Below are 20,173 nucleotides of genomic sequence, written 5' to 3' on the forward strand. Positions count from 1 at the left end.
TGGAAGAAGCCCTAACCATGGGTTTCTTCCTCGGCATCATCCTCAAAAGTCTTGGCGATTTTTTCAATATTCAGGCTCTTGGCCATGGCATCAAAAATTTCCTTATACACGCCTTGCTGATGATAAAGCTGAGCGTGCTCACCATGTTCGGCAATCCTTCCCTCTTTCATCACATAGGTATAATCCGCGTCAATAATTTGCGACAGGCTATGTGAAATGATGATCACGGTACGGCCTTGCTTGATTTGATCCAGACTTTGCTTGATCTGTTCGGTGGCGATGGCATCCAGGCTCGCCGTCGGTTCATCCAGAAAAATAATCGGTGGGTTTTTCAGGAACATCCGCGCCAGGGCAATGCGTTGCTGCTGTCCGCCAGACAGCATGAGGGCATCGCTATCATAGCCATCCGGTAACTGTAAAATCTGCGCATGAATCGAGGCTTTTTCTGCCGCCTCAATGACATCGTCCATTGAAGCTGTAGTTTTGCCATAACGGATATTCTCAAAAATAGTGCCTTGAAAAATATGATTTTTCTGCAACACCAGACCAATATGATCACGCAAAAATTGGGTGTCATAGTCTTTCAGGTCAATGCCATCCAGTTTGATCTGGCCTTGTTGCGGCTCATAAAACTTATCCAGCAGGCTGATCAGGGTAGATTTCCCCGCACCGGATAAGCCGACCAAAGCCGTGATCTTATTCGGACGAATTTCCATCTCAATATCTTTCAGGGCATGATGGCCATTCGGATAATAAAAATTCACCCCAGTCAGTTCAAATTTACCAGTCACTTGCGGTTTTTGTTGACCACTTTGTTCAATTTCCTGATCCGCTTCCAGAATCTTAAAGAAGCTTTCTGAATAGATCATGGCATCATTCACTTCATCATAAATCCGGTGCAGTGAGCGAATCGGGGCGGAGACATTATTAAACAGAAGCACATGAAACATGATCATGCCGATACTCATCTGGCCATCCAGCACAAAATAAGAGGTCAGAATAATAATCAGCACAATGCCGATCTGTTCAAGGAATGTTTTCAGACCATCAAACAGGAAACTGGTCTGACGGGTTTTCATCTGGTTGTCGGTCAGTTCGCGTTGCAATCCTAGCTGCTTTTCCGACTCAATCGCTTCCCGGTTAAAGGATTTGATCACGGTAATTGAATTAATAATACTGAGAATACCTTGACTCTTTTTCTCGCGGCCATCTCTTAAACTGCGGCGCCAACCACCGAGCTTTTGTGCCTGTTTATAGGTCAGCCAGAAATAGATTGGGACAATGGCGGTGGCCACCAGACCAACATACATATTGGCATAGTACATTAGGCCCAAAGCCACAATTGCGCTGGTAAATAACGGTAAAATATCAATAAAGAAGATCTGTACCAGACGGGTCAGTGAGCCGATACCACGATCAATTCGGGTCTGTAATTTTCCGGCCTGATTATTTTCCTGATTAAAAAATTCCAGACGATATTTTAAGAATTTTTCAATAATTCCTTGGGCCAGATCCTGAGAAACAAAAATCCGTAGCTTTTCTCCATAAAACTTCTGGCCGAACTGGACAAAGGCATTGATAATCTCTTTACCGAGCAAGATCGCTGAAATCGTAATCAGAATATGCCAGCCCTGCTCCAGTCCCTGACCTTGTTCCAGCAGCGCATTGATACTATCGACTGCATATTGCAGGGTTAGCGCATTGACCTGTGCGGTAAAGGATCCGATCAGGGTCAAAATCAGCGTGGCAATGACCAGCACCCGATAGGGCTGAACAAAAGGACGAAGTTTCTGAAACAGCTGCCATAAGTTCATAAAGGATTATTTTTATTGTGAAAGTTAAATTCAGTTTAGGCAGGAACAGGACAAGTCACAAGAGCAAATCTTGTAGTCATTTGTGAAATCCGGTTGTACTTTTTCAAAGTCAATGTCAGTATTTTCAGTAAGATACTGGGTCTAATTGAGATGACTTTAGATTTATTTGCGCCCCAACCTGAAACGAATATCTTACCCTTTGATGGGGTGGTGGAGGACTATGGTCTGATTCTGGAGCAGGCACAAAGCCAGCAGTATTTGCAGTATTTTCTGAGCCAGTTGGCCTGGCAACATGATGAAGTACGGTTGTTCGGCAAGCACTATATCACAGCACGCAAGGTGGTCTGGTATGGCGATGCGCACTATCAATATCGCTATTCGGGGACGCTCAAGCAAGCTCAGTTGTGGCCCCCGGGATTATTGCGTTTAAAACAGCATATTGAACAGCTGGTGGGTCATCCCTTTAATTCCTGTCTGGCCAATTTATATGAAGATGGTTCACAAGGCTTGGGCTGGCATAGCGATGATGAGCCTGCCTTATATACAGGAAGTTCTCGGGAAAATGTCATTGCTTCTCTGAGTCTGGGCGCGATCCGTAAAATGAGTTTTAAACATAAAACTCACGGGGATAAAGTCGAGTTACTGTTACACAGTGGCCAACTGATTGTGATGCGCGGCCAGACCCAGCAGTACTGGAAACACAGCATTGGTAAAAGTAGCAAAGTTTTGACACCCAGAATTAACCTGACCTTTCGTTATTTTTATCCTTAAATCATGTTTTTAGGCATAAAAAAGCATCCCAAAGGATGCTGATTTTAAAATTTCATCAGCAGTTTAAGGGGTGATTCCGGCAGGATGGCGATACCAACTTTCAATCAATAAGGCTGCGGCGATACTATCAGCAGAAAGTTTCTTGCCGCGACCTTGCGCCTGATAATGATCCAGCTCATCGCGTGCTTCACGGGTGGTCAGACGCTCATCCACCATCAAGGTTGCAATATTGGTCTGGTGCCGTAAACGGCGCGCAAATTTACGTGCCCGTGTCGAAAGCTCCGATTCACTATCATCCATATTCAGTGGCAAACCGACCAGAAATAGATTCGGTTGATGGCTTTTTACTATTTTGAGCAGTTCATCCCAGTTCGGAATGCCGTCTTTCATGGGAAATAAAGGTAGGGGACTGGCACTTGCAATCAGGGATTGTCCAACAGACATTCCCATTTTTTGTGTACCAAAATCAAACGCCATAATGGTTTGTGGCGTGTTTACATCAGGCATGTCCAATCTCGGAAGATAACCAGTTGCGGTCGACGCCCATCTTTTTATAGGCAGCATCCCAACGGTCGTTATAAGGTAAGTTAAAAATCAGATCCATATCAGAATCACAAATCAGCCAGTCACCGCGGGCAATTTCCTCTTCTAGCTGGTGTTTGCCCCAACTGGCATAGCCGAGTGCGATTTGATAGCGACCCACACCTTCATTATGCGCAATTGCATCCAGAATATCTTTGGAGGTGGTGATACAGACATTTTCACCCACCGCAATAGAGGAATGCCAGGTCGGCTGACCGGTATGCAGCACAAAGCCGGCCTCAGGGCGTAAAGGGCCACCTTGCAAGACTTCATGTGGATTGACATTGTCTGCTTCAATATCAAGATCATTCAGCAATTCTTTAATTTGAATACCGGCAGGGCGATTGATGATGATGCCTTGTGCACCATCTTCATCATGGCGAGCCAGATAGATCACCGTCTGGGCAAAAAAATCATCATCCGCATGTGGCGGCGCAATCAGACAACGATGTGTCAGAAACTGTTTGGTCACCTGAGCAGTTCTCCTTAAAATCAATTTCTTCGCAAAGAAATCGTATGATCCTAACCGCTACGTTACTCGAGCTTTATGGATTTACCAACTTTTATTTGTCTGGATTGTGATATTTAAACCTGCTGAAATTTCAACTGACGTAACTGACGGGCATGTTGTAAAGTCGTTTCACTGATTTCAACACCACCGGTCATGCGCGCGAGTTCATCAATACGTGCATCTTCTTGCAAACTCAGAATGGTGCTGCTGGCCGGGTCGGTTTGCTGCTTTTTCACGAGTAAATGCTGATCGGATTGTGCGGCCACTTGTGCCTGATGGGTAATACACAGAATCTGTACATGCTGGGCCAAACCTGCCAATAAACGCCCGACAATCTCTGCTGTACCGCCACTGATCCCGACATCAATTTCGTCAAAGACCAGTACTTCGGCTTCGGTTTTTTCTGCATTCATGACCTGCATCACCAGTGCAATACGCGACAGCTCACCACCTGATGCCACGCGAGCCAGGGGTTGTGCCGGAATGCCTTTATTGGCAGTAAATAGGAGTTGAATAAAGCTGAGGCCTTCACTCGATGGCTGTTCCAAAGCTTCAAACTTAAATTCGAAATGGGCTTCTGGTAGTGCCAGTTGTTTAACCTGTTCTGTGAGCTGCTTGGCCAGAGGTGCTGCGGCTTCACGGCGAATCTGATCCAGATGTTGGGCTTTCTCCAGAAAATCCTGATAAGAGACTGCAACCTGTTCAGCCAGTGTTTCCGGGTCTTCCAGTTGATGCAGCTGTTCTAATTCGGTTTGCCAGGTTTCATATTCTGCCTTGAGCAATTCCGGTTGAGTACGATATTTACGTGCCAGACGATGGAAAACCTCTAAAGTTGAATTCAGTTCTTCCATGCGTTCCGGGTCAAAACTCTGACGATCCATAAACTGACGTAAATTCGCCGCAGCATCTTCAAGTTCGCTTTGTGCATTTAATAAGGAATTATAAATTCCGGAAAGCTGCTCACTACGACCGGCATGCGATTCGACCCGACGCATAATTGATGCCAGTTCCTGGGTCATGTTCTGTTCAGCCTCATCGAGTACATTCAGGCTATAGACACAATCCTGCATGATCGCTTCATGATGGGAAAGCCGGTCAAATTCCTGCTCAATCTCCTGATAATCAGTCTGAACGATGTCTTCCAGTTCTTCCAGTTGCAGCTCAAGGGTTTCGATACGCTGTTTACGGGTGGCTTGTGCATCCAGTGCTGTCTGATGCTGGCGGATATTTTTCTGCCAGGTACTGTAAGCATCCCGTACCGCTTGCGCCGGCGCATAAAAGTGATAATAACGATCCAGCCAATGCTTCGGATAAGGCGGTTCGAGTAGTTGTTGCTGACTGTGCTGGCTATAGAGTTGTACCAATAAACGCCCAATTTCTTTTAGTTCGGACAGGCTGCTCGGTCGTCCATTGATCCAGGCTTTGCTGCGACCGGTGGCAAAAATTACCCGGCGTAAATGGATTTCACCTGATTCATCATCCAGCTCATGTTCTTTTAACCACGCGGCTTCAGGACTATGTTCCTGATAGCTAAAGCTTGCAGTCACATCGGCTTTTTCGGAACCATAACGCACATAATTGGTATCGGTTCGCTCACCCAGACAGGCAGACAAGGCATCTAACAAGAGGGATTTACCTGCACCGGTTTCACCGGTTAAAACGTTAAAACCTTTATCAATATCAATAGCAAGGTGCTCAGCTAAAGCAAAATTGATCAGAGTTAAATGTGTCAGCATAAACGCATCCGGGCTGCGAAAAGTTTGAGTGAAATAGCCTGATGTTGGATTGGGGTCACAACACGGCTGTGATTATAAATCAGGATGAATCAATTTCATTCTATCTTAAATTTTAGCGATTCATATATGCTTATTTCACTGTATTTTCGAAAGAAGCTGACTCAAAAGCCGGCAAATTCACTGCTTGTTTTCATAGTTTTGACATTGTCAAAGTTTAAGCTAGAAACCAAATCTGGCGGGCTGAATATACCATCAAGCCAGTAAACAAGCGGCCAGAATACCCCTTTCGCAACAGGCATTCAGGCGAGAAGCAATATTTCACCGCTGCCGACAAACTTCGATTGATTAGTTGAGAGTGCACATTTAAACTACAGCAATCAAAATATTACAAAATGCTTTATCTGGAGAAATCGCATGTCAGCTCAGTTTGATCATGTATCTGTACTTAAAAAATCAAATGTATATTTCGGCGGTTTATGTATCAGCCATATTGTTCAATTTGAAGATGGCACCAAAAAGACTTTGGGGGTCATTTTACCATCAGAAAATGCCTTAACCTTTGAAACGCATGTGCCTGAGCGCATGGAAATTGTTTCAGGTGAATGTCGTGTTCAGATCGGAGATAGCGAAGAAAGTGAGCTGTTCCGTGCAGGCCAGTCCTTCTATGTGCCGGGTAATAGCCGTTTTAAAATCGAAACCGATGATGTGCTGGACTATGTCTGCCATTTTGAAGGTTAAGTACAGCGCAAGATCAGTGCAAACCGGGCAAGAAATTTCAATGCGAATCGGTTAAACTAATCATTCTATAGAAATCCTGTGAAGTCAGCTTTACGGGATTTTTCTTTTATATATAAATTTAATTTAGAGGTCGTTCATGGCAAAACCTGAATATTTTTATGGCGTACATTCAGTGGAGTCATTGTTAGAGCTTGAGCCTGAACGTGTCTTGACATTATTCACTCTCAAAGGACGCGATGATCAGCGTTTAAAACGTGTACTGGAACTGGCTGAGCCGTTTGGCATCAGTGTGCAGCAAGCCAGCCGTGACAAACTGGAAAAATTGGCCGGTCAACCCTTTCATCAGGGTGTTGTAGCAGCCGTTCGTGCCCATCCGGTCTTGAATGAAAAAGATCTTGAGACATTATTGAGCGCAAATCCGCAAGCCTTGTTATTGGCCCTTGATCATATTACCGATCCACACAACCTCGGAGCATGTGTGCGTACCGCCGCTGCGATGGGTGTTGAGGCGGTAATTGCACCACGTGATCGTTCTGCAAGCTTGACTCCGACTGCACGTAAAGTGGCTGCCGGTGGTGCTGACAAAGTCAAATTTATTCAGGTGACTAATCTGGCGCGTACCTTGGGGCAAATCAAAGAAGACTTTAATGTGCGAGTCGTCGGTACCATGCTGGATGAAAAAGCGCTGCCGATTCAGGAGTTTGATTTCACCGGTACTGGTGTCTGTGTGGTGATGGGTGCGGAAGATACCGGTCTACGTCCAATTACACAAAGCCAATGCGATCAGACGGTGTATATCCCGATGGCGGGTAATCTGCAAAGCCTGAATGTCAGTGTTGCAACAGGTATGGCACTGTATGAAGCTTGCCGCCAGCGTAACCTGTAATTGATGATGGCATTGTCAGATCGTACACAGGGCTATGTCTTTCTACTGACGACTATGTGTATCTGGGGCGGTTTTACTTTAACCGCCCGTCTGAATGCGCTTTGGAACATCAGTGCCTGGGATATCGTGGCTCTGCGGTTTTCTCTGGCTTTTCTGATTCTGATGCCGATCTTGCTCTATCGCAAGGAGGCGGCTTTTTTACTGAAAAAAGAACCCTTTATTCTGGCCATGATTGGCGGAGTAATTTACTGTCTGTTTGCCTATAGCGCCTTTCATTATGCGCCTACCGCCCATGCCGCGATTTTCTTGAATGGCTGTATTCCGATTTGTACTGCCATCATGGCTTTTTTCCTGATGGGGCAGGCTTTTGATAAGCATACCTGGGCCAGCCTGATTATTATGATTGCGGTGCTCTGTATCATGAGTCTGTTGATGTATCAGGAAACCGGAGTGGCATTCGGGGCAGGGGATGGGCTATTTTTTATCAGTGCAATACTCTGGGCAATTTTTACCGTGTTATTGCGGAAATATCAGTTAACTGCATGGCAGGCAATGAGCGGCGTCGCGATCTGGTCAGCAGTGGTTTACGTACCTGTTTATCTGCTGTTTTTACCCAAAAATTTGAGTGTGCCAGAACCCCAGCACTTATTGTTTCAAACCATCTTTCATGGGGTTTTTGTGGTAATTATTGCCACTTTAAGCTATGTCGAAGCAATCAAGCGTCTCGGTGCATTTAAAGCCGGTAGCATTACCAATCTTGCACCATTTATTGCTGCGATTCTGGCGGTGCCTTTATTAAATGAAGCGCTGAGCCTGGCGATGATCTGTGGCTTGGTGGGGATGGCAATTGGGGCCTTACAGCCTTGGCGCTGGATTGGCCGTAAAGATAGTTTAGAAGCACAACTTGCAGCACAGAAAAAGCAGTCTTAATCGGACTGCTTTTTTTATACCTCAGGCAGCTGCCATGTTTAAATATTTTTCATGCAATGGGCGGAGATGGGCATAAAGATGATCCAGATGACCATCATTCAGCACAATATCATCAGCCATGGCCTGTTTCTGTTCACGTGACATTTGTGCGGCAATAATGTTTCGGATTTGCTCAATATTTTGACCATCACGTTGTGAGGCACGTTCAATTTGCAATTCGATTGTGGCATCAATCAGTAAGCGATGCTGAGTGAGCTCATGTTGATTGGTCTCAAACAGGAGCGGTGAAACCAGAATGGCATAGGAACTTTGCGCAGCATCTAACTGCTGAATAATCGAAGTGCGAATTGCTGGATGAGTAATATTTTCCAGGGTTTTACGTGCTTCAGGAGACTGGAAAATATATTCGCGCAAGGTACGACGATTCAGTGAACCATCTTCAAGCAGTACCCAATCCCCAAAAACCTGCTGAATCTGGGCAAGTGCAGGCTGGCCAATCTCGACCACTTCACGCGCCACCACATCGGCATCCACAACGACAATGCCTTGTGCTTCAAACCATTGGCTGGCCGCAGACTTGCCACTGCCAATCCCGCCGGTTAATCCGAGTATAAATTTCACTTTATTGACCTAAATACACTTTCATAATCTGCTCGCCCCACAGAAAAGCAATCCAGCCGGCAATCGCGATATAGGGACCAAAGGCAAAAGGCTGATTTTCCTTACGGACTTTCAGCAGGATAATCCCGATAATCGCGCCCACTAAAGAAGAAAGGAGCACAATTAATGGTAATAGCAAAGGCCCCATCCAGGCACCCAAGGCGGCAAGCAATTTAAAATCGCCATAGCCCATACCTTCCTTGCCAGTGACGATTTTAAAGACATAATACACCACCCACAGACACAGGAAGCCAATAATATAGCCCCAGATGGCAGAACTCGGTGAGGTATAGAGGGCATAACTATTGACGCCCAGACCCAGCGCGGCCAGGGGTAGGGTATAACGGTCCGGCAATAACTGGGTATCAAAATCAATAAAGGTCAGTGCAATTAAGACATAGGTCAGAATCAGCCCAAATAACATCTGGACAGTCGGACCAAAAACAGCCACCACCATCAGCGCACAGGCAGCGGTCAGAAGCTCAATCAGTGGATAGCGGATACTGATGGGATTCTGGCAGTTGCCGCACTTGCCGCGCAAGACCAGCCAGCTGATGACGGGAATATTCTGGTACCAGCGGATTGGTTGATGACATTTGGGGCAAGTCGAATCGGGTTTGCTTAAACTTAATTTGGTCTCATCAATAATTGGCTGTTCCGGATGCAGGAACATCTGGCAATCGGTACGCCATTCCTGTTCCATCATCTTGGGCGTACGATAAATCACCACATTTAAGAAACTACCAATGCAGAGGCTAAAAAGCCCAACTGCGATATACAGCGCTGTTGGGTTTTGAATGAAATAAGAAATAATATTACTGAACAAGATATTTAACCTGCTGATTAGCCAACGACTGAGCCCATTTGGAAGATTGGAAGGTACATGGCAATCACCAGACCACCGACGAGTACACCGAGAACAGCCATGATCAAGGGCTCCATCATGGAAGTGAGACCGTCTACGGCATTGTCGACTTCATTTTCATAATGGGTAGCGACTTTATCCAACATGGCATCCAGCGCACCGGATTCCTCACCAATCGCGACCATTTGCACGGCCATAGATGGAAACTTGTTGGTTACCCGCATGGCAAACTGTAATTGCTGACCAGTGGCAACATCTTCGCGGATTTTCATGACGGCATCTTCATACACCACGTTATTGGTTGCGCCGGCAGTAGATTCCAGTGCATCAATCAAGGGTACACCGGCTGCAAAAGTGGTGGCCAATGTACGGCTATAACGGGCAATAATGGCTTTATACACCAGATCACCGAAAATCGGTGCTTTAAGTGCTGCTTTATCCAGAAAATCGCGGAATTTTTTACTGCGTTTTTTTGCTTCTAAAAATGCTGTAATCGCTATTCCAATCCCAATAATCAATAAGAACCAGTATTTTTGGAACCAGTTTGACATGTTTACAACCATTTGTGTGAATGCAGGAAGATCAGCGCCGAAACCTTGAAATAGTTCTTGAAATACAGGAACAACCTTAACCATCAAAATGATGGTAACTACAATTGCAACCACAATGACTGATATAGGATATTTCATGGCTTTTTTAATTTTTTGCTTGAGCAGTTCACTTTTTTCCTTGTAGATCGCGACCCGATCCAGCATGGTTTCTAGCGCACCGGATTGTTCACCCGATTCGACCAGTGAACAAAATAGTTTATCGAAGTATTGTGGGTATTTACGCAGTGCACCGGCAAAGGTATTACCACCTTCCACCTCACCTTTAATCCCCAGAACGACTTCACGCATGGCTGGATTCTCCAGACCCTCTGCAACAATTTCAAAGCCTTGTACTAAAGGTACGCCGGCTTTCATCATGGTCGCGAGCTGTCGGGTAAAAATCGTGATGTCCAGTGTGCTGATACGTTTTTTCATTAAGCCTTCGAGAATATTTTTTTTCTTTTCCCGAATGGTCTTGATACTGATGCCCTGTTTTCTGAGCGTCACTTTGGCCAGTGCCATATTGCGCGCCGGCAATTCCCCCTTGATCTTTGCCCCTTTACGATCAATTCCTTCATAGCTGAAGATCGGCATCATCTGGCCTTTCTTTACTGCTGCCATACCTTTATCCTTATTTTAGATCAGCGCACGATCATTCGCTGGTGACACGATTGACTTCCTGTAAAGAAGTCACCCCCTGCATCACCTTGATTAAACCTGATCGGCGTAAATTGTTAAAACCTGCACGGGCAGAAGCATCGGCAATTTCAAGTGCATTGCCATCTTCCATAATAATTCTAGAAATTTCAGGCGTCACTTTCATGACTTCATAAACACCTACACGACCCTTATAGCCTTCGCGACACTCATTGCAACCCACCGGCTCATAGATCTGGAACTCTGGTTGCTGGAGATCTGCTTCGGTAAAGCCCATTTCCAATAAACTCTGCTGTGGAATGTCAGCAGGTTTTTTACATTGTGAACACAGGCGACGTGCCAGTCGTTGTGCAATGACCAGATTCACTGAAGTGGCAATATTAAAAGACGGCACGCCCATATTGCGCAAACGGGTCAGGGTCTCAGGCGCACTGTTGGTATGCAGCGTCGACATCACCATATGACCGGTCTGTGCCGCTTTAATGGCAATCTCGGCAGTTTCCAGATCCCGGATCTCACCGACCATCACGATATCTGGATCTTGACGTAAGAATGACTTCAAGGCAGCAGAGAAGGTCAGGCCGACTTTATTGTTGACGTTGACCTGGTTAATCCCTTGCAGGTTGATCTCGACCGGATCTTCCGCGGTGGAAATATTGGTATCTTCACGATTCAGGATATTCAAACCGGTATAAAGTGAAACCGTTTTACCAGAACCCGTCGGCCCGGTAATCAGCAGCATCCCTTGCGGTTTATCCAGCGCCTGCATAAAAAGTTCTTTTTGTTCCGGCTCATACCCTAGTGCATCGATCCCCAGCATCGCGCTAGATGGATCTAAAATACGCAGTACCAGTTTTTCGCCAAACAGGGTCGGTAGTGAGTTGACACGGAAATCAATGGCTTTGTTCTTTGAGAGTTTCAGCTTGATACGGCCATCTTGCGGAACACGTTTTTCAGAAATGTCCATTTGCGACATGACTTTTAAGCGTGAAGACAGGCGGGTTGCCAATTGCAGCGGCGGTGTTGCAATTTGGCGTAATACCCCATCGACCCGATAACGAACCCGGTAGATTTTTTCATAAGGTTCAAAATGCAGATCTGAAGCACCCATACGAATCGCATCAATTAATAATTTATTGATATATTTGACAATCGGTGCTTCTTCTTCACCTTTGTCTTTTTCATCTTCTTCTTTACTCGGATCAGATGAATCGAAATCTACAGCCAGATCAAAGTCTTCATCAAACTCAAAAGTGCTTTCTTCGGTAAAATTCTGCTCGATTAGTTTTTCCAGTTTATTGTGTTCAACAATAATGGTTTCAATATTGAGCTTGGTTGAAAAGCGAACGGCATCAATCGCTTCAATATTGGTCGGATTACTGATGGCAATATATAAAATACTGGAATTTTTAAAAATTGGCAGGATGCGATGCTTGGTAATCAGCTTCTCATCAATGATATCCCGCAAAATTTGCGCAGGATCATAGGCACTGATATCAAACAGCGGCTCACCAAATTCGACTGAAATCGTTTCAGCAATAACGGTTGGGGAGAGCTGTTGCTGGTTAATCAGCTCCGCCACAATATCTATTTTTTCTTGCTTGGCATGTGCCAAAGCACTGCGCATATCTTCAGCCGAGATGACGCCTTCCTCGACCAAACGACGAATAAATCCGGTAAATCTTGGCGACCCCTGTAATGCTGTCATGCTATAAATGCCTATAAATCAAATTTTTTTAATTGCTATATTAAAATTATACGTTTGTTACGTAAAAATACCATAGCTAAGAGTGCTGCTACCTTCCTCATATCCAGTAAAACTTTGAACTGGTTAGAAGAAGTTCCCATTTTTTTAAGTGATAACAAAAAACAACCATTTTGAATAGTCTAAACCTAGAATAAGTGATAAGAAAACTATTCTTTAAATTTTCCAATTCCGTGTAGAATGTGCCCAATTCGAAATATGTAAATAAAATAGGTTAATTATGTCAGTTTCGACGATTACCCCTTGGGTAATAGGTAACTGGAAAATGAATCCGCTGCAGGCAGATGCATTAACACTGGTACACGGTATTAAAAATTTACTGGAAACTGCACCAATCGCCGCAGATAAATGTCATGTCGGTGTAGCCCCGATTGCTCTTGCCCTGACCCAGATTCAGGCGGAACTGTCATCTGCGACTCGTCCTGTTTACACTGTAGCACAAGATGTTTCACGTATTTCAGGAACGGGTGCTTATACCGGTGAAGTGAGCGCTGAATTATTGCAAGACAGCCAGATTCATTATGTACTGATTGGTCATTCCGAGCGTCGTGAAGTTTTCGCAGAAAACGCAGAAGTTCTGAATGCCAAAATCAAGTATGCATTAACTGCCGGTTTAACGGTGATTTACTGCGTGGGTGAAAGCCTGGAACAACGTGAAGCAGGGCAGGCTGAAGCGGTCGTATTGCAACAGATTTGTGATATTGCAGCGGTAGTGGACGCTGAGCAATGGAAAAATATCGTGATTGCTTATGAGCCGATCTGGGCAATTGGTACCGGTAAAACCGCCTCTCCTGAAGATGCACAAGCCATGCATGCACAAATCCGTCAAGGTTTGAGCCAGATCACCGGCTATGGTGCAACCATGGCGATTTTATATGGTGGTAGTGTCAAGCCGGAAAATGCAGTAGAGTTAGCAGCCTGCCCGGATATCAATGGAGCACTGGTCGGTGGTGCATCACTCAATGCTGAGTCGTTCCATAAAATTGCTCACGCATTTGCAAATACACAATAATTAGGAGTTCAGCATGCAAACTTTTGTGCTGGTAGTACATATTATCTTAGCTGTTTTGATGATTGTCTTGATTTTGGTTCAGCATGGTAAAGGTGCAGATGCTGGTGCCTCTTTCGGTGGCGGTGGTGCGGCGACAGTATTCGGGGCATCGGGTTCCGGCAATTTTATGACCCGTTTGACTGCCATTTTAACGGCGCTATTTTTTGTGACCAGTTTGACTCTGGCTGTTTTGGCCAAGAAAGACAGCACAAATGCCTATAGTTTGGGAACGGTTCAATCTGCGCCGACCATGCCTGTGCAATCGAATGAAACTTCACCAACTGCACCAGAAACGACCGAATAGTTTTAATTAGTCCTTTCTTTTTTCCAGTGATGCGACTAGAATGCGTCACAGCTGCGGTGGTGGTGGAATTGGTAGACACGCTACCTTGAGGTGGTAGTGCTTTCGGGCGTGGGGGTTCAAGTCCCCCCTTCCGCACCAACTTATAATCCAGAAATTTAAGTTGGTGTATGCAGCTGAAAAAACTTCTGTTGATGCGGGATGGAGCAGTCTGGTAGCTCGTCGGGCTCATAACCCGAAGGTCGTTGGTTCAAATCCAGCTCCCGCTACCAATCAATCCTTTTTAAAGACGCAAACTTTTAAGAGGCAGTTTAATAAGTTATTAAGCTGAGAAATATAATTTGCATGTTGTTGCGGGATGGAGCAGTCTGGTAGCTCGTCGGGCTCATAACCCGAAGGTCGTTGGTTCAAATCCAGCTCCCGCTACCAATCTTTTAAAGATGCAAACTTTAAAAGCAGTTTAAGTTTTTTTAGGCTGAATGTTATTTGTACGCTGATGCGGGATGGAGCAGTCTGGTAGCTCGTCGGGCTCATAACCCGAAGGTCGTTGGTTCAAATCCAGCTCCCGCTACCATTTAAATGGTTTGGTAAACGTTATTTATGGATTTAGTTGATTGCTTGTCGGGCTCAACTCTCTATAAACTGGCGAAGGTTGTTGGTTTACATCCAGCACCCACTACCATTTTTTCAGTCACAAATGACAAATATGCAGAATGATGCAGTTTTGATTGAAAAGCTCTCATCTTTTGTATATAATTTTTGCACGTTGATGCGGGATGGAGCAGTCTGGTAGCTCGTCGGGCTCATAACCCGAAGGTCGTTGGTTCAAATCCAGCTCCCGCTACCAAGTTTCTAAAAAGAGGCTCACAACAAGGTGGGCCTTTTTGCACAGTGGGATTTGAAAAAAAATCGCTATTGTGCTTAATTGGGGCGATTTACGCCCTTTTTTATTGGCTATCGTGTAGTGTCGACATTATTTGGTCACGTCTCCATGTTTCACTACTACTATAGTTTGTATTGGTTTGTAGTGGTCAAATAGATCATAAAATCGCACCAGATGACGAGAGTAAATGAAGCTATCAAATAAAACTCAAGCACTTCAGGACTTGATTGCACCGGCAGTTGAAGCCTGTAATGTAAACCTTTGGGGGATTGAGTTCCTGCCACAGGGTAAACGTTCGTTATTACGTATCTACATCGACAAACCGGTCGATGCAAGCGCTGAACCGGCCGTTAATGAAGACGGTGAAGAGGAACAGGGGCGTGGTATTGGTGTTCAGGATTGTGTGCGTGTAACGCAGCAAGTCGGCGCCATGCTGGATGTTCATGATCCGATCTCGGGTGAATATTCACTTGAAGTGTCTTCTCCAGGCTGGGATCGTCCATTCTTCCAGCTCGAACAGATGTCAGGCTATATTGGTCATAGCGTAGCATTACGTCTGATTAGTGCAGTAGATAACCGTCGTAAATTCCAGGCCAAACTGGTTGCAGTCGACCTAGACAATGAAATGATTCAAGTTGAAGTAGAAAAGCAACAGGTATTGGAGATCGACAGTCACAATATCGATAAAGCAAATTTGGTCTTCCAAGATTAATTGAATAAATAAAAATTTAACGAATAGGTGACGTATGGCACGTGAAATTCTGACCGTCGTTGAAACGGTTAGTAACGAAAAGGGTGTACCTCGTGAAGCAATTTTCGAAGCGCTTGAGCAAGCTTTAGTTGCGGCGACCAAGAAAAAATTCTACGAAGGAACTCGCTCTGAAGAAGCACGTTTACGTGTGGAAATTGATCGCAAAACAGGTGACTACCGTACTTTTCGTCAGTGGGAAGTAGTCGCTGACGAAGATCATGAAATGCCAGCGTGTCAGGATGCGATTTCTGATCTTGATCCTGCACAATGGTCAATTGGTGATATTCGTGAACTCGAAGTAGAATCGATTGATTTCGGTCGTATTGCAGCACAAATTGCCAAGCAAGTGATTGTACAGAAGATCCGTGAAGCAGAACGCGCACTTGTGGCCGATGCTTACGAATCTAAAGTCGGCGAGCTGATCTATGGTGAAGTGAAGAAACAAACCAAAGATGGTTTTATCATTGACTTGGGTGATAATGCTGAAGCATACCTTGCACGTGAAGAAATGATTCCGAAAGAAATTCTTCGTCCGAAGCAACGTATGAATGCGATTCTGTTCAATGTGAACCGTGAAGGTCGTGGTGCGCAACTCCAGTTGTCACGTGCCAAGCCGGATATGCTGATCGCATTGATGAAGAAAGAGATCCCTGAGATTTCTGAAGAAATTATTGAAATTAAAGCAGCAGCTCGTCAACCAGGCGTGCGTGCTAAAATTGCAGTAAAAACAAATGATCACCGTATTGATCCGGTTGGTGCATGTATTGGTATGCGTGGTACACGTATCCAGGCTGTTCAACAAGAATTGAACGGTGAGCGTATCGATGTCGTGGTATGGTCTGACGACCCTGCCCAGTACATCGCCAGCGCACTGGAACCAGCAGATGTATCGAGTATTGTCATCGATGAAGATGCCCGTACTGCAGACATCATCTTTGCAACGAGTGATCAATTGGCTCGTGCGATTGGTTCACAAGGTCAGAACGTTCGTCTGGCATCAGAATTGACTGGCTACAAGCTGGACATGATGCTGGAAGAGGAATACTACGCCCGTCAACAAAACGAAGCGCAACAGTATCTGGACATGTTTGTAACACGTCTGGATATCGCGGAAGATTTGGCGATGGCACTGGTAGAAATGGGCTTCACCTCGCTTGAAGAAATTGCTTATGTCCCTGCAGAAACGTTTGATGAAATCGAACTTGATGCTGAACTGGTTGAATTATTGCAAAGCCGTGCGAAAGAAATTGCACTTGCTGATGCATTACAACAGCAAGAGAATATACAAGCGCCAAGTGAAGAACTTGTTGCAATGGAAGGCATGACAGCAGAGATCGCGCAAGCTCTAGCAGCTCGTGGTGTGGTAACAGTTGACGATTTGGCAGATCAGGCGACCGACGATATCGAAGATATTGAAGGTTTGGGTGCTGAGAAAGCCGGTCAACTCATTATGAAAGCGCGCGAATCATGGTTTAACTAGGAGGTAGTATATGACGGACAAGTCGATTAAAGAGTTAGCCCTCAGCGTGGGTCGTCCAGTTGAGAAGCTCCTAGAGCAGGTTCGTGAGGCAGGTTTACCACAGCGTAAAGCTGACGATATTATTACCACCGAACAACAAGATAGCTTGATGAGCCATGTGAAGAAATCACAAGGTTCAGAAAGCCAAGCAGGGCAAATCACGTTGAAACGTAAAACAACCAGTACTGCAAAAGTTGCGAGTACTTCAGGTAAGGCGAAAACGATTAATGTAGAAGTTCGCAAGAAGCATACATTTGTTAAGCCTGATCCAGAACAGATCAAAGCAGAAGCATTGGCGAAAGCCAAGGCTGAACAACAGGCCAAAGCTGCGCCTGAGCAGAATACAGCACAAGCTGCTTCTTCTGCTGAAGCTCCGAAAACTGGCGTAAATAACGCGAGTAAAGCTCTAGAAGCGATGCGTGCTGCTGCAAAACAAACCAGCGACAAGCAAGAAGTTTCTAAAGCGGCAGTCGTGGTAAAACGCAAATCGACCAACAAGCCGATTGTAAAACAGGTTGTTAAACAAACTGAAACGGCTGAACAGAAAAAAGCACGTGAAGCTCAGGCAGCGCAATTAAAAGCGACTGAAGAAGCAGCACGTCGTAAAGCGGCTGAAGAAGCGCAGCAACGTACGCTTGAACAAATGCGTCAGATGGCGTCTAAGTACACCGCTGAAGATACAACAGCAACGATTCGTGTCGTAGATGATTCTCCGCTTGCTGCCGGTCTGGTAGGTCAGGCATATGAAGACTCATTTGCCAAAGAAGACCGCGAGATCAAACGTGGTACCAATACCCCAGCTGCACGTGCACCGAAAAAAGGTGGACGTCGTGGTCAGGAAGAACAGAGCTTCAGCAAACAGCCTAAACGCGGTTTGAAAACCAGCCAGGGCAATAAGCACGGCTTCGAAAAACCTGTGAAGAAACAGGTTTACGATGTTGAAATTGGTGAAACCATTGTTGTGGCTGACCTGGCTGCGAAAATGGCGATCAAGGTTCGTGAAGTTATTAAATCTCTCATGAAAATGGGTGAGCTGGTTACTCAGAACCAAGCCATTGATCAGGAAATTGCAGCGTTAATCGTAGAAGAAATGGGTCATAACCCGGTATTGGTTTCTGATACGCAAGCTGAAGATAACTTGCTTGAAGCAGCTGAAGAAGCACGTGGTGCACAAACAACGCGCGCACCAGTGGTTACCATCATGGGCCATGTTGACCATGGTAAAACATCGCTTCTTGACCGTATCCGCCGTGCCAAAGTGGCGCAAGGCGAAGCAGGCGGTATTACCCAGCATATCGGTGCTTACCACGTTACAACCGACAAAGGTATTATTACCTTCCTTGATACTCCGGGACACGCAGCGTTTACTGCAATGCGTTCACGTGGTGCCAAAGCAACGGATATCGTGGTACTGGTTGTTGCAGCAGATGATGGTGTTATGCCACAAACTGCAGAAGCAATCGACCATGCACGTGCTGCAGGTACACCAATCATTGTTGCAATCAACAAGATGGATAAAGAATCTGCTGATCCAGATCGCGTATTGAACGAATTGACCACCAAACAGATCGTACCTGAACAATGGGGCGGTGATGTACCGGTTGCCATGGTTTCGGCGCATTCTGGTCAAGGTATCGATGAACTTCTAGACCTGATTTCGATCCAGGCTGAATTGCTTGAATTGAAAGCATCGGAAGAAGGTGCTGCACAAGGTGTGGTGATTGAAGCACGTGTAGACAACAGCCGTGGTGCGGTCACGTCTATTCTGGTTCAAAACGGTACCTTGAAAGTGGGTGACCTGGTTCTTGCCGGTTCATCTTATGGTCGCGTTCGTGCAATGACCGATGAAAATGGTCAGCGTATCAAATCTGCAGGTCCTTCGATTCCAGTGGAAATCTTGGGTCTTCCAGAAGCGCCAATGGCAGGTGACGAAGTTCTTGTTGTCAGCGATGAGAAAAAAGCACGTGAAGTTGCCGATGCACGTATGGATCGTGAACGTCAAAAACGTCTTGAGCGTCAATCTGCAATGCGTCTTGAAAACATCATGGCGTCTATGGGCAAGAAAGATGTGCCTATCGTGAACGTGGTGCTGAAAACTGACGTACGCGGTACACTGGAAGCCTTGCATGTTGCACTTGCTGAACTTGCAACGGATGAAGTGAAAGTACGTATTATTGGTTCGGGCGTTGGTGCAATCACCGAGTCTGACGTAACACTGGCTGAATCTTCAGAAGCAGTTCTACTTGGCTTTAACGTTCGTGCGGACAACACTGCGCGTCAAAAAGCCGATGCAGACAGCATCGACATTCGTTACTACTCAATTATCTATCAATTGATTGATGATGTGAAAGCAGCAATGAGCGGTAAGCTGGCACCTGAACATCGTGAAACGATTCTGGGTGTTGCACAAGTACGTGAAGTATTCCACTCAAGTAAATTCGGTGCGGCTGCGGGCTGTATGGTTCTTGAAGGCGTATTGCATCGTAACAAACCGATTCGCGTACTCCGTGATGACGTGGTGGTATTCCAGGGCGAGCTTGAATCTCTTCGTCGCTATAAAGAAGTGGTTGAAGAAGTTCGTGCCGGTATGGAATGTGGTCTTGCGGTGAAAGGTTATAAAGACATCAAAGCACTGGATAAGATCGAAGTGTACGATGTTCAACTGATTAAACGGAGTCTTTAATGGCGGGTAGTCAACGTCTGAAGCGTATGGCGGATACAGTACAACGCGAGTTGTCAGAACTGATCCGTCAGGAGCTGAAAGATCCACGCTTAGGTGGTCTGGTGACCATCTCTGCCGTGAAGGTGAGCCCGGACTTGGGATATGCGGAAGTTTATGTCACTGTTATGGGACGTGAGCTGGGCGATGAACAAAGTGAAGCGGCGAATAAAGAAACTTTAGAGGTGTTAAACAAAGCCTCTGGTTTCCTGCGTCACGAACTGAGCCGTCGTATCAAAACCCGTATTACACCTCGTCTACGTTTCCATTACGACAAGACCAATGCCTATGGTAACTATATGTTTGGTCTGATTGCTGAAGCTGTGAAGGATTTACCTGAAGCTGAAGCAAAAAAAGATGATGAATAAGTCTTAGGACAATAAAAAAGCCACCTTCGGGTGGCTTTTTTATAGCTGGCTTTATTGAAACTTTAAACATTAGAAG

General features: G+C 45.5%; 18 protein-coding genes and 5 tRNA genes. 15 read left to right on the plus strand and 8 right to left on the minus strand.

From position 1 onward, the window contains the following. Nucleotides 1-11: 11 nt before the first annotated feature. Nucleotides 12-1,814 (minus strand): ABC transporter ATP-binding protein, encoded by a 1,803-nt coding sequence (locus tag FTV29_RS07870; protein WP_180075296.1) that lies wholly within the window; start codon nt 1,812-1,814, stop codon nt 12-14. A 150-nt stretch (nt 1,815-1,964) separates the two neighbouring features. Here FTV29_RS07870 and FTV29_RS07875 point away from each other — a divergent pair, with 150 nt between their 5' ends. Then, a complete protein-coding gene (locus tag FTV29_RS07875) occupies nt 1,965-2,585 on the plus strand; it encodes an alpha-ketoglutarate-dependent dioxygenase AlkB (RefSeq protein ID WP_180075297.1) in 621 nt (206 codons plus the stop codon). A gap of 63 nt (nt 2,586-2,648) precedes the next feature. On the opposite strand, the gene ruvX is transcribed toward FTV29_RS07875, so the two are convergent. The 3 genes from ruvX to recN form a co-directional block, all read right to left on the minus strand. Next, entirely contained in the window at nt 2,649-3,092 is a 444-nt protein-coding gene (ruvX, locus tag FTV29_RS07880) for a Holliday junction resolvase RuvX (RefSeq protein WP_005094407.1), read from the minus strand. Then, nucleotides 3,085-3,639, minus strand: coding sequence for a YqgE/AlgH family protein (locus FTV29_RS07885; RefSeq protein ID WP_159516335.1), 555 nt, complete (start codon nt 3,637-3,639; stop codon nt 3,085-3,087). The genes ruvX and FTV29_RS07885 overlap by 8 nt, the downstream gene beginning before the upstream one ends. A gap of 113 nt (nt 3,640-3,752) precedes the next feature. Beyond that, nucleotides 3,753-5,414, minus strand: coding sequence for a DNA repair protein RecN (gene recN / locus FTV29_RS07890; protein WP_180075298.1), 1,662 nt, complete (start codon nt 5,412-5,414; stop codon nt 3,753-3,755). Nucleotides 5,415-5,828: 414 nt separating this feature from the next. On the opposite strand from recN, the gene FTV29_RS07895 reads away from it, so the two are divergent. From FTV29_RS07895 to FTV29_RS07905, 3 genes are all read left to right on the plus strand, one after another. Further along, on the plus strand, nt 5,829-6,152 hold the full coding sequence (locus FTV29_RS07895) for a pyrimidine/purine nucleoside phosphorylase (RefSeq protein WP_004281089.1): 324 nt from the start codon (nt 5,829-5,831) through the stop codon (nt 6,150-6,152). A 136-nt stretch (nt 6,153-6,288) separates the two neighbouring features. Continuing rightward, a complete protein-coding gene (rlmB, locus tag FTV29_RS07900) occupies nt 6,289-7,038 on the plus strand; it encodes a 23S rRNA (guanosine(2251)-2'-O)-methyltransferase RlmB (protein ID WP_005168959.1) in 750 nt (249 codons plus the stop codon). Nucleotides 7,039-7,044: 6 nt separating this feature from the next. Next, complete coding sequence (locus FTV29_RS07905) at nt 7,045-7,968, plus strand: DMT family transporter (protein ID WP_005094400.1); 924 nt, start codon at nt 7,045-7,047, stop codon at nt 7,966-7,968. 21 nt (nt 7,969-7,989) lie between these two features. On the opposite strand, the gene coaE is transcribed toward FTV29_RS07905, so the two are convergent. Genes coaE through pilB form a run of 4 tightly spaced genes read right to left on the minus strand, consistent with a single transcriptional unit; the run spans nt 7,990 to nt 12,448 of the window. Next, the gene (gene coaE / locus FTV29_RS07910) at nt 7,990-8,589 is read right to left on the minus strand and encodes a dephospho-CoA kinase (protein ID WP_180075299.1); all 600 of its coding nucleotides are present in this window, start codon (nt 8,587-8,589) and stop codon (nt 7,990-7,992) included. A 1-nt stretch (nt 8,590) separates the two neighbouring features. Next, nucleotides 8,591-9,454 (minus strand): A24 family peptidase, encoded by an 864-nt coding sequence (locus FTV29_RS07915; RefSeq protein ID WP_005094397.1) that lies wholly within the window; start codon nt 9,452-9,454, stop codon nt 8,591-8,593. Between the two features lie 17 nt (nt 9,455-9,471). Continuing rightward, nucleotides 9,472-10,704, minus strand: a complete 1,233-nt coding sequence (locus tag FTV29_RS07920; protein WP_180075300.1) for a type II secretion system F family protein — start codon at nt 10,702-10,704, stop codon at nt 9,472-9,474. A gap of 31 nt (nt 10,705-10,735) precedes the next feature. Further along, nucleotides 10,736-12,448, minus strand: a complete 1,713-nt coding sequence (gene pilB / locus FTV29_RS07925) for a type IV-A pilus assembly ATPase PilB (protein ID WP_074383648.1) — start codon at nt 12,446-12,448, stop codon at nt 10,736-10,738. Nucleotides 12,449-12,725: 277 nt separating this feature from the next. Here pilB and tpiA point away from each other — a divergent pair, with 277 nt between their 5' ends. From tpiA to FTV29_RS07980, 11 genes are all read left to right on the plus strand, one after another. Beyond that, nucleotides 12,726-13,517: a triose-phosphate isomerase gene (tpiA, locus tag FTV29_RS07930; RefSeq protein ID WP_159516333.1), complete on the plus strand. Its 792-nt coding sequence runs from the start codon at nt 12,726-12,728 to the stop codon at nt 13,515-13,517. A gap of 13 nt (nt 13,518-13,530) precedes the next feature. After that, nucleotides 13,531-13,860, plus strand: coding sequence for a preprotein translocase subunit SecG (gene secG, locus FTV29_RS07935; protein ID WP_005094388.1), 330 nt, complete (start codon nt 13,531-13,533; stop codon nt 13,858-13,860). A gap of 53 nt (nt 13,861-13,913) precedes the next feature. Next, nucleotides 13,914-13,998: transfer RNA gene (locus FTV29_RS07940), tRNA-Leu, on the plus strand. Between the two features lie 54 nt (nt 13,999-14,052). Continuing rightward, nucleotides 14,053-14,129: transfer RNA gene (locus FTV29_RS07945), tRNA-Met, on the plus strand. 80 nt (nt 14,130-14,209) lie between these two features. Continuing rightward, nucleotides 14,210-14,286 (plus strand) — tRNA-Met (locus FTV29_RS07950). A 68-nt stretch (nt 14,287-14,354) separates the two neighbouring features. Next, nucleotides 14,355-14,431, plus strand: a tRNA-Met gene (locus tag FTV29_RS07955). A gap of 196 nt (nt 14,432-14,627) precedes the next feature. After that, nucleotides 14,628-14,704: transfer RNA gene (locus tag FTV29_RS07960), tRNA-Met, on the plus strand. A gap of 223 nt (nt 14,705-14,927) precedes the next feature. Further along, a complete protein-coding gene (gene rimP, locus FTV29_RS07965; protein ID WP_005094386.1) occupies nt 14,928-15,452 on the plus strand; it encodes a ribosome maturation factor RimP in 525 nt (174 codons plus the stop codon). 34 nt (nt 15,453-15,486) lie between these two features. Then, a complete protein-coding gene (nusA, locus tag FTV29_RS07970) occupies nt 15,487-16,971 on the plus strand; it encodes a transcription termination factor NusA (protein ID WP_005094384.1) in 1,485 nt (494 codons plus the stop codon). A 10-nt stretch (nt 16,972-16,981) separates the two neighbouring features. After that, on the plus strand, nt 16,982-19,693 hold the full coding sequence (gene infB, locus FTV29_RS07975) for a translation initiation factor IF-2 (RefSeq protein ID WP_005094383.1): 2,712 nt from the start codon (nt 16,982-16,984) through the stop codon (nt 19,691-19,693). Next, nucleotides 19,693-20,097: a ribosome-binding factor A gene (locus tag FTV29_RS07980; protein ID WP_005094380.1), complete on the plus strand. Its 405-nt coding sequence runs from the start codon at nt 19,693-19,695 to the stop codon at nt 20,095-20,097. Before infB ends, FTV29_RS07980 begins: the two co-directional genes overlap by 1 nt. Nucleotides 20,098-20,173 lie beyond the last annotated feature (76 nt).

The sequence above is a fragment of the Acinetobacter sp. YH12254 genome, assembly GCF_013417415.1.
In the GTDB taxonomy this organism is placed as follows: Bacteria; Pseudomonadota; Gammaproteobacteria; order Pseudomonadales; family Moraxellaceae; genus Acinetobacter; species Acinetobacter pseudolwoffii.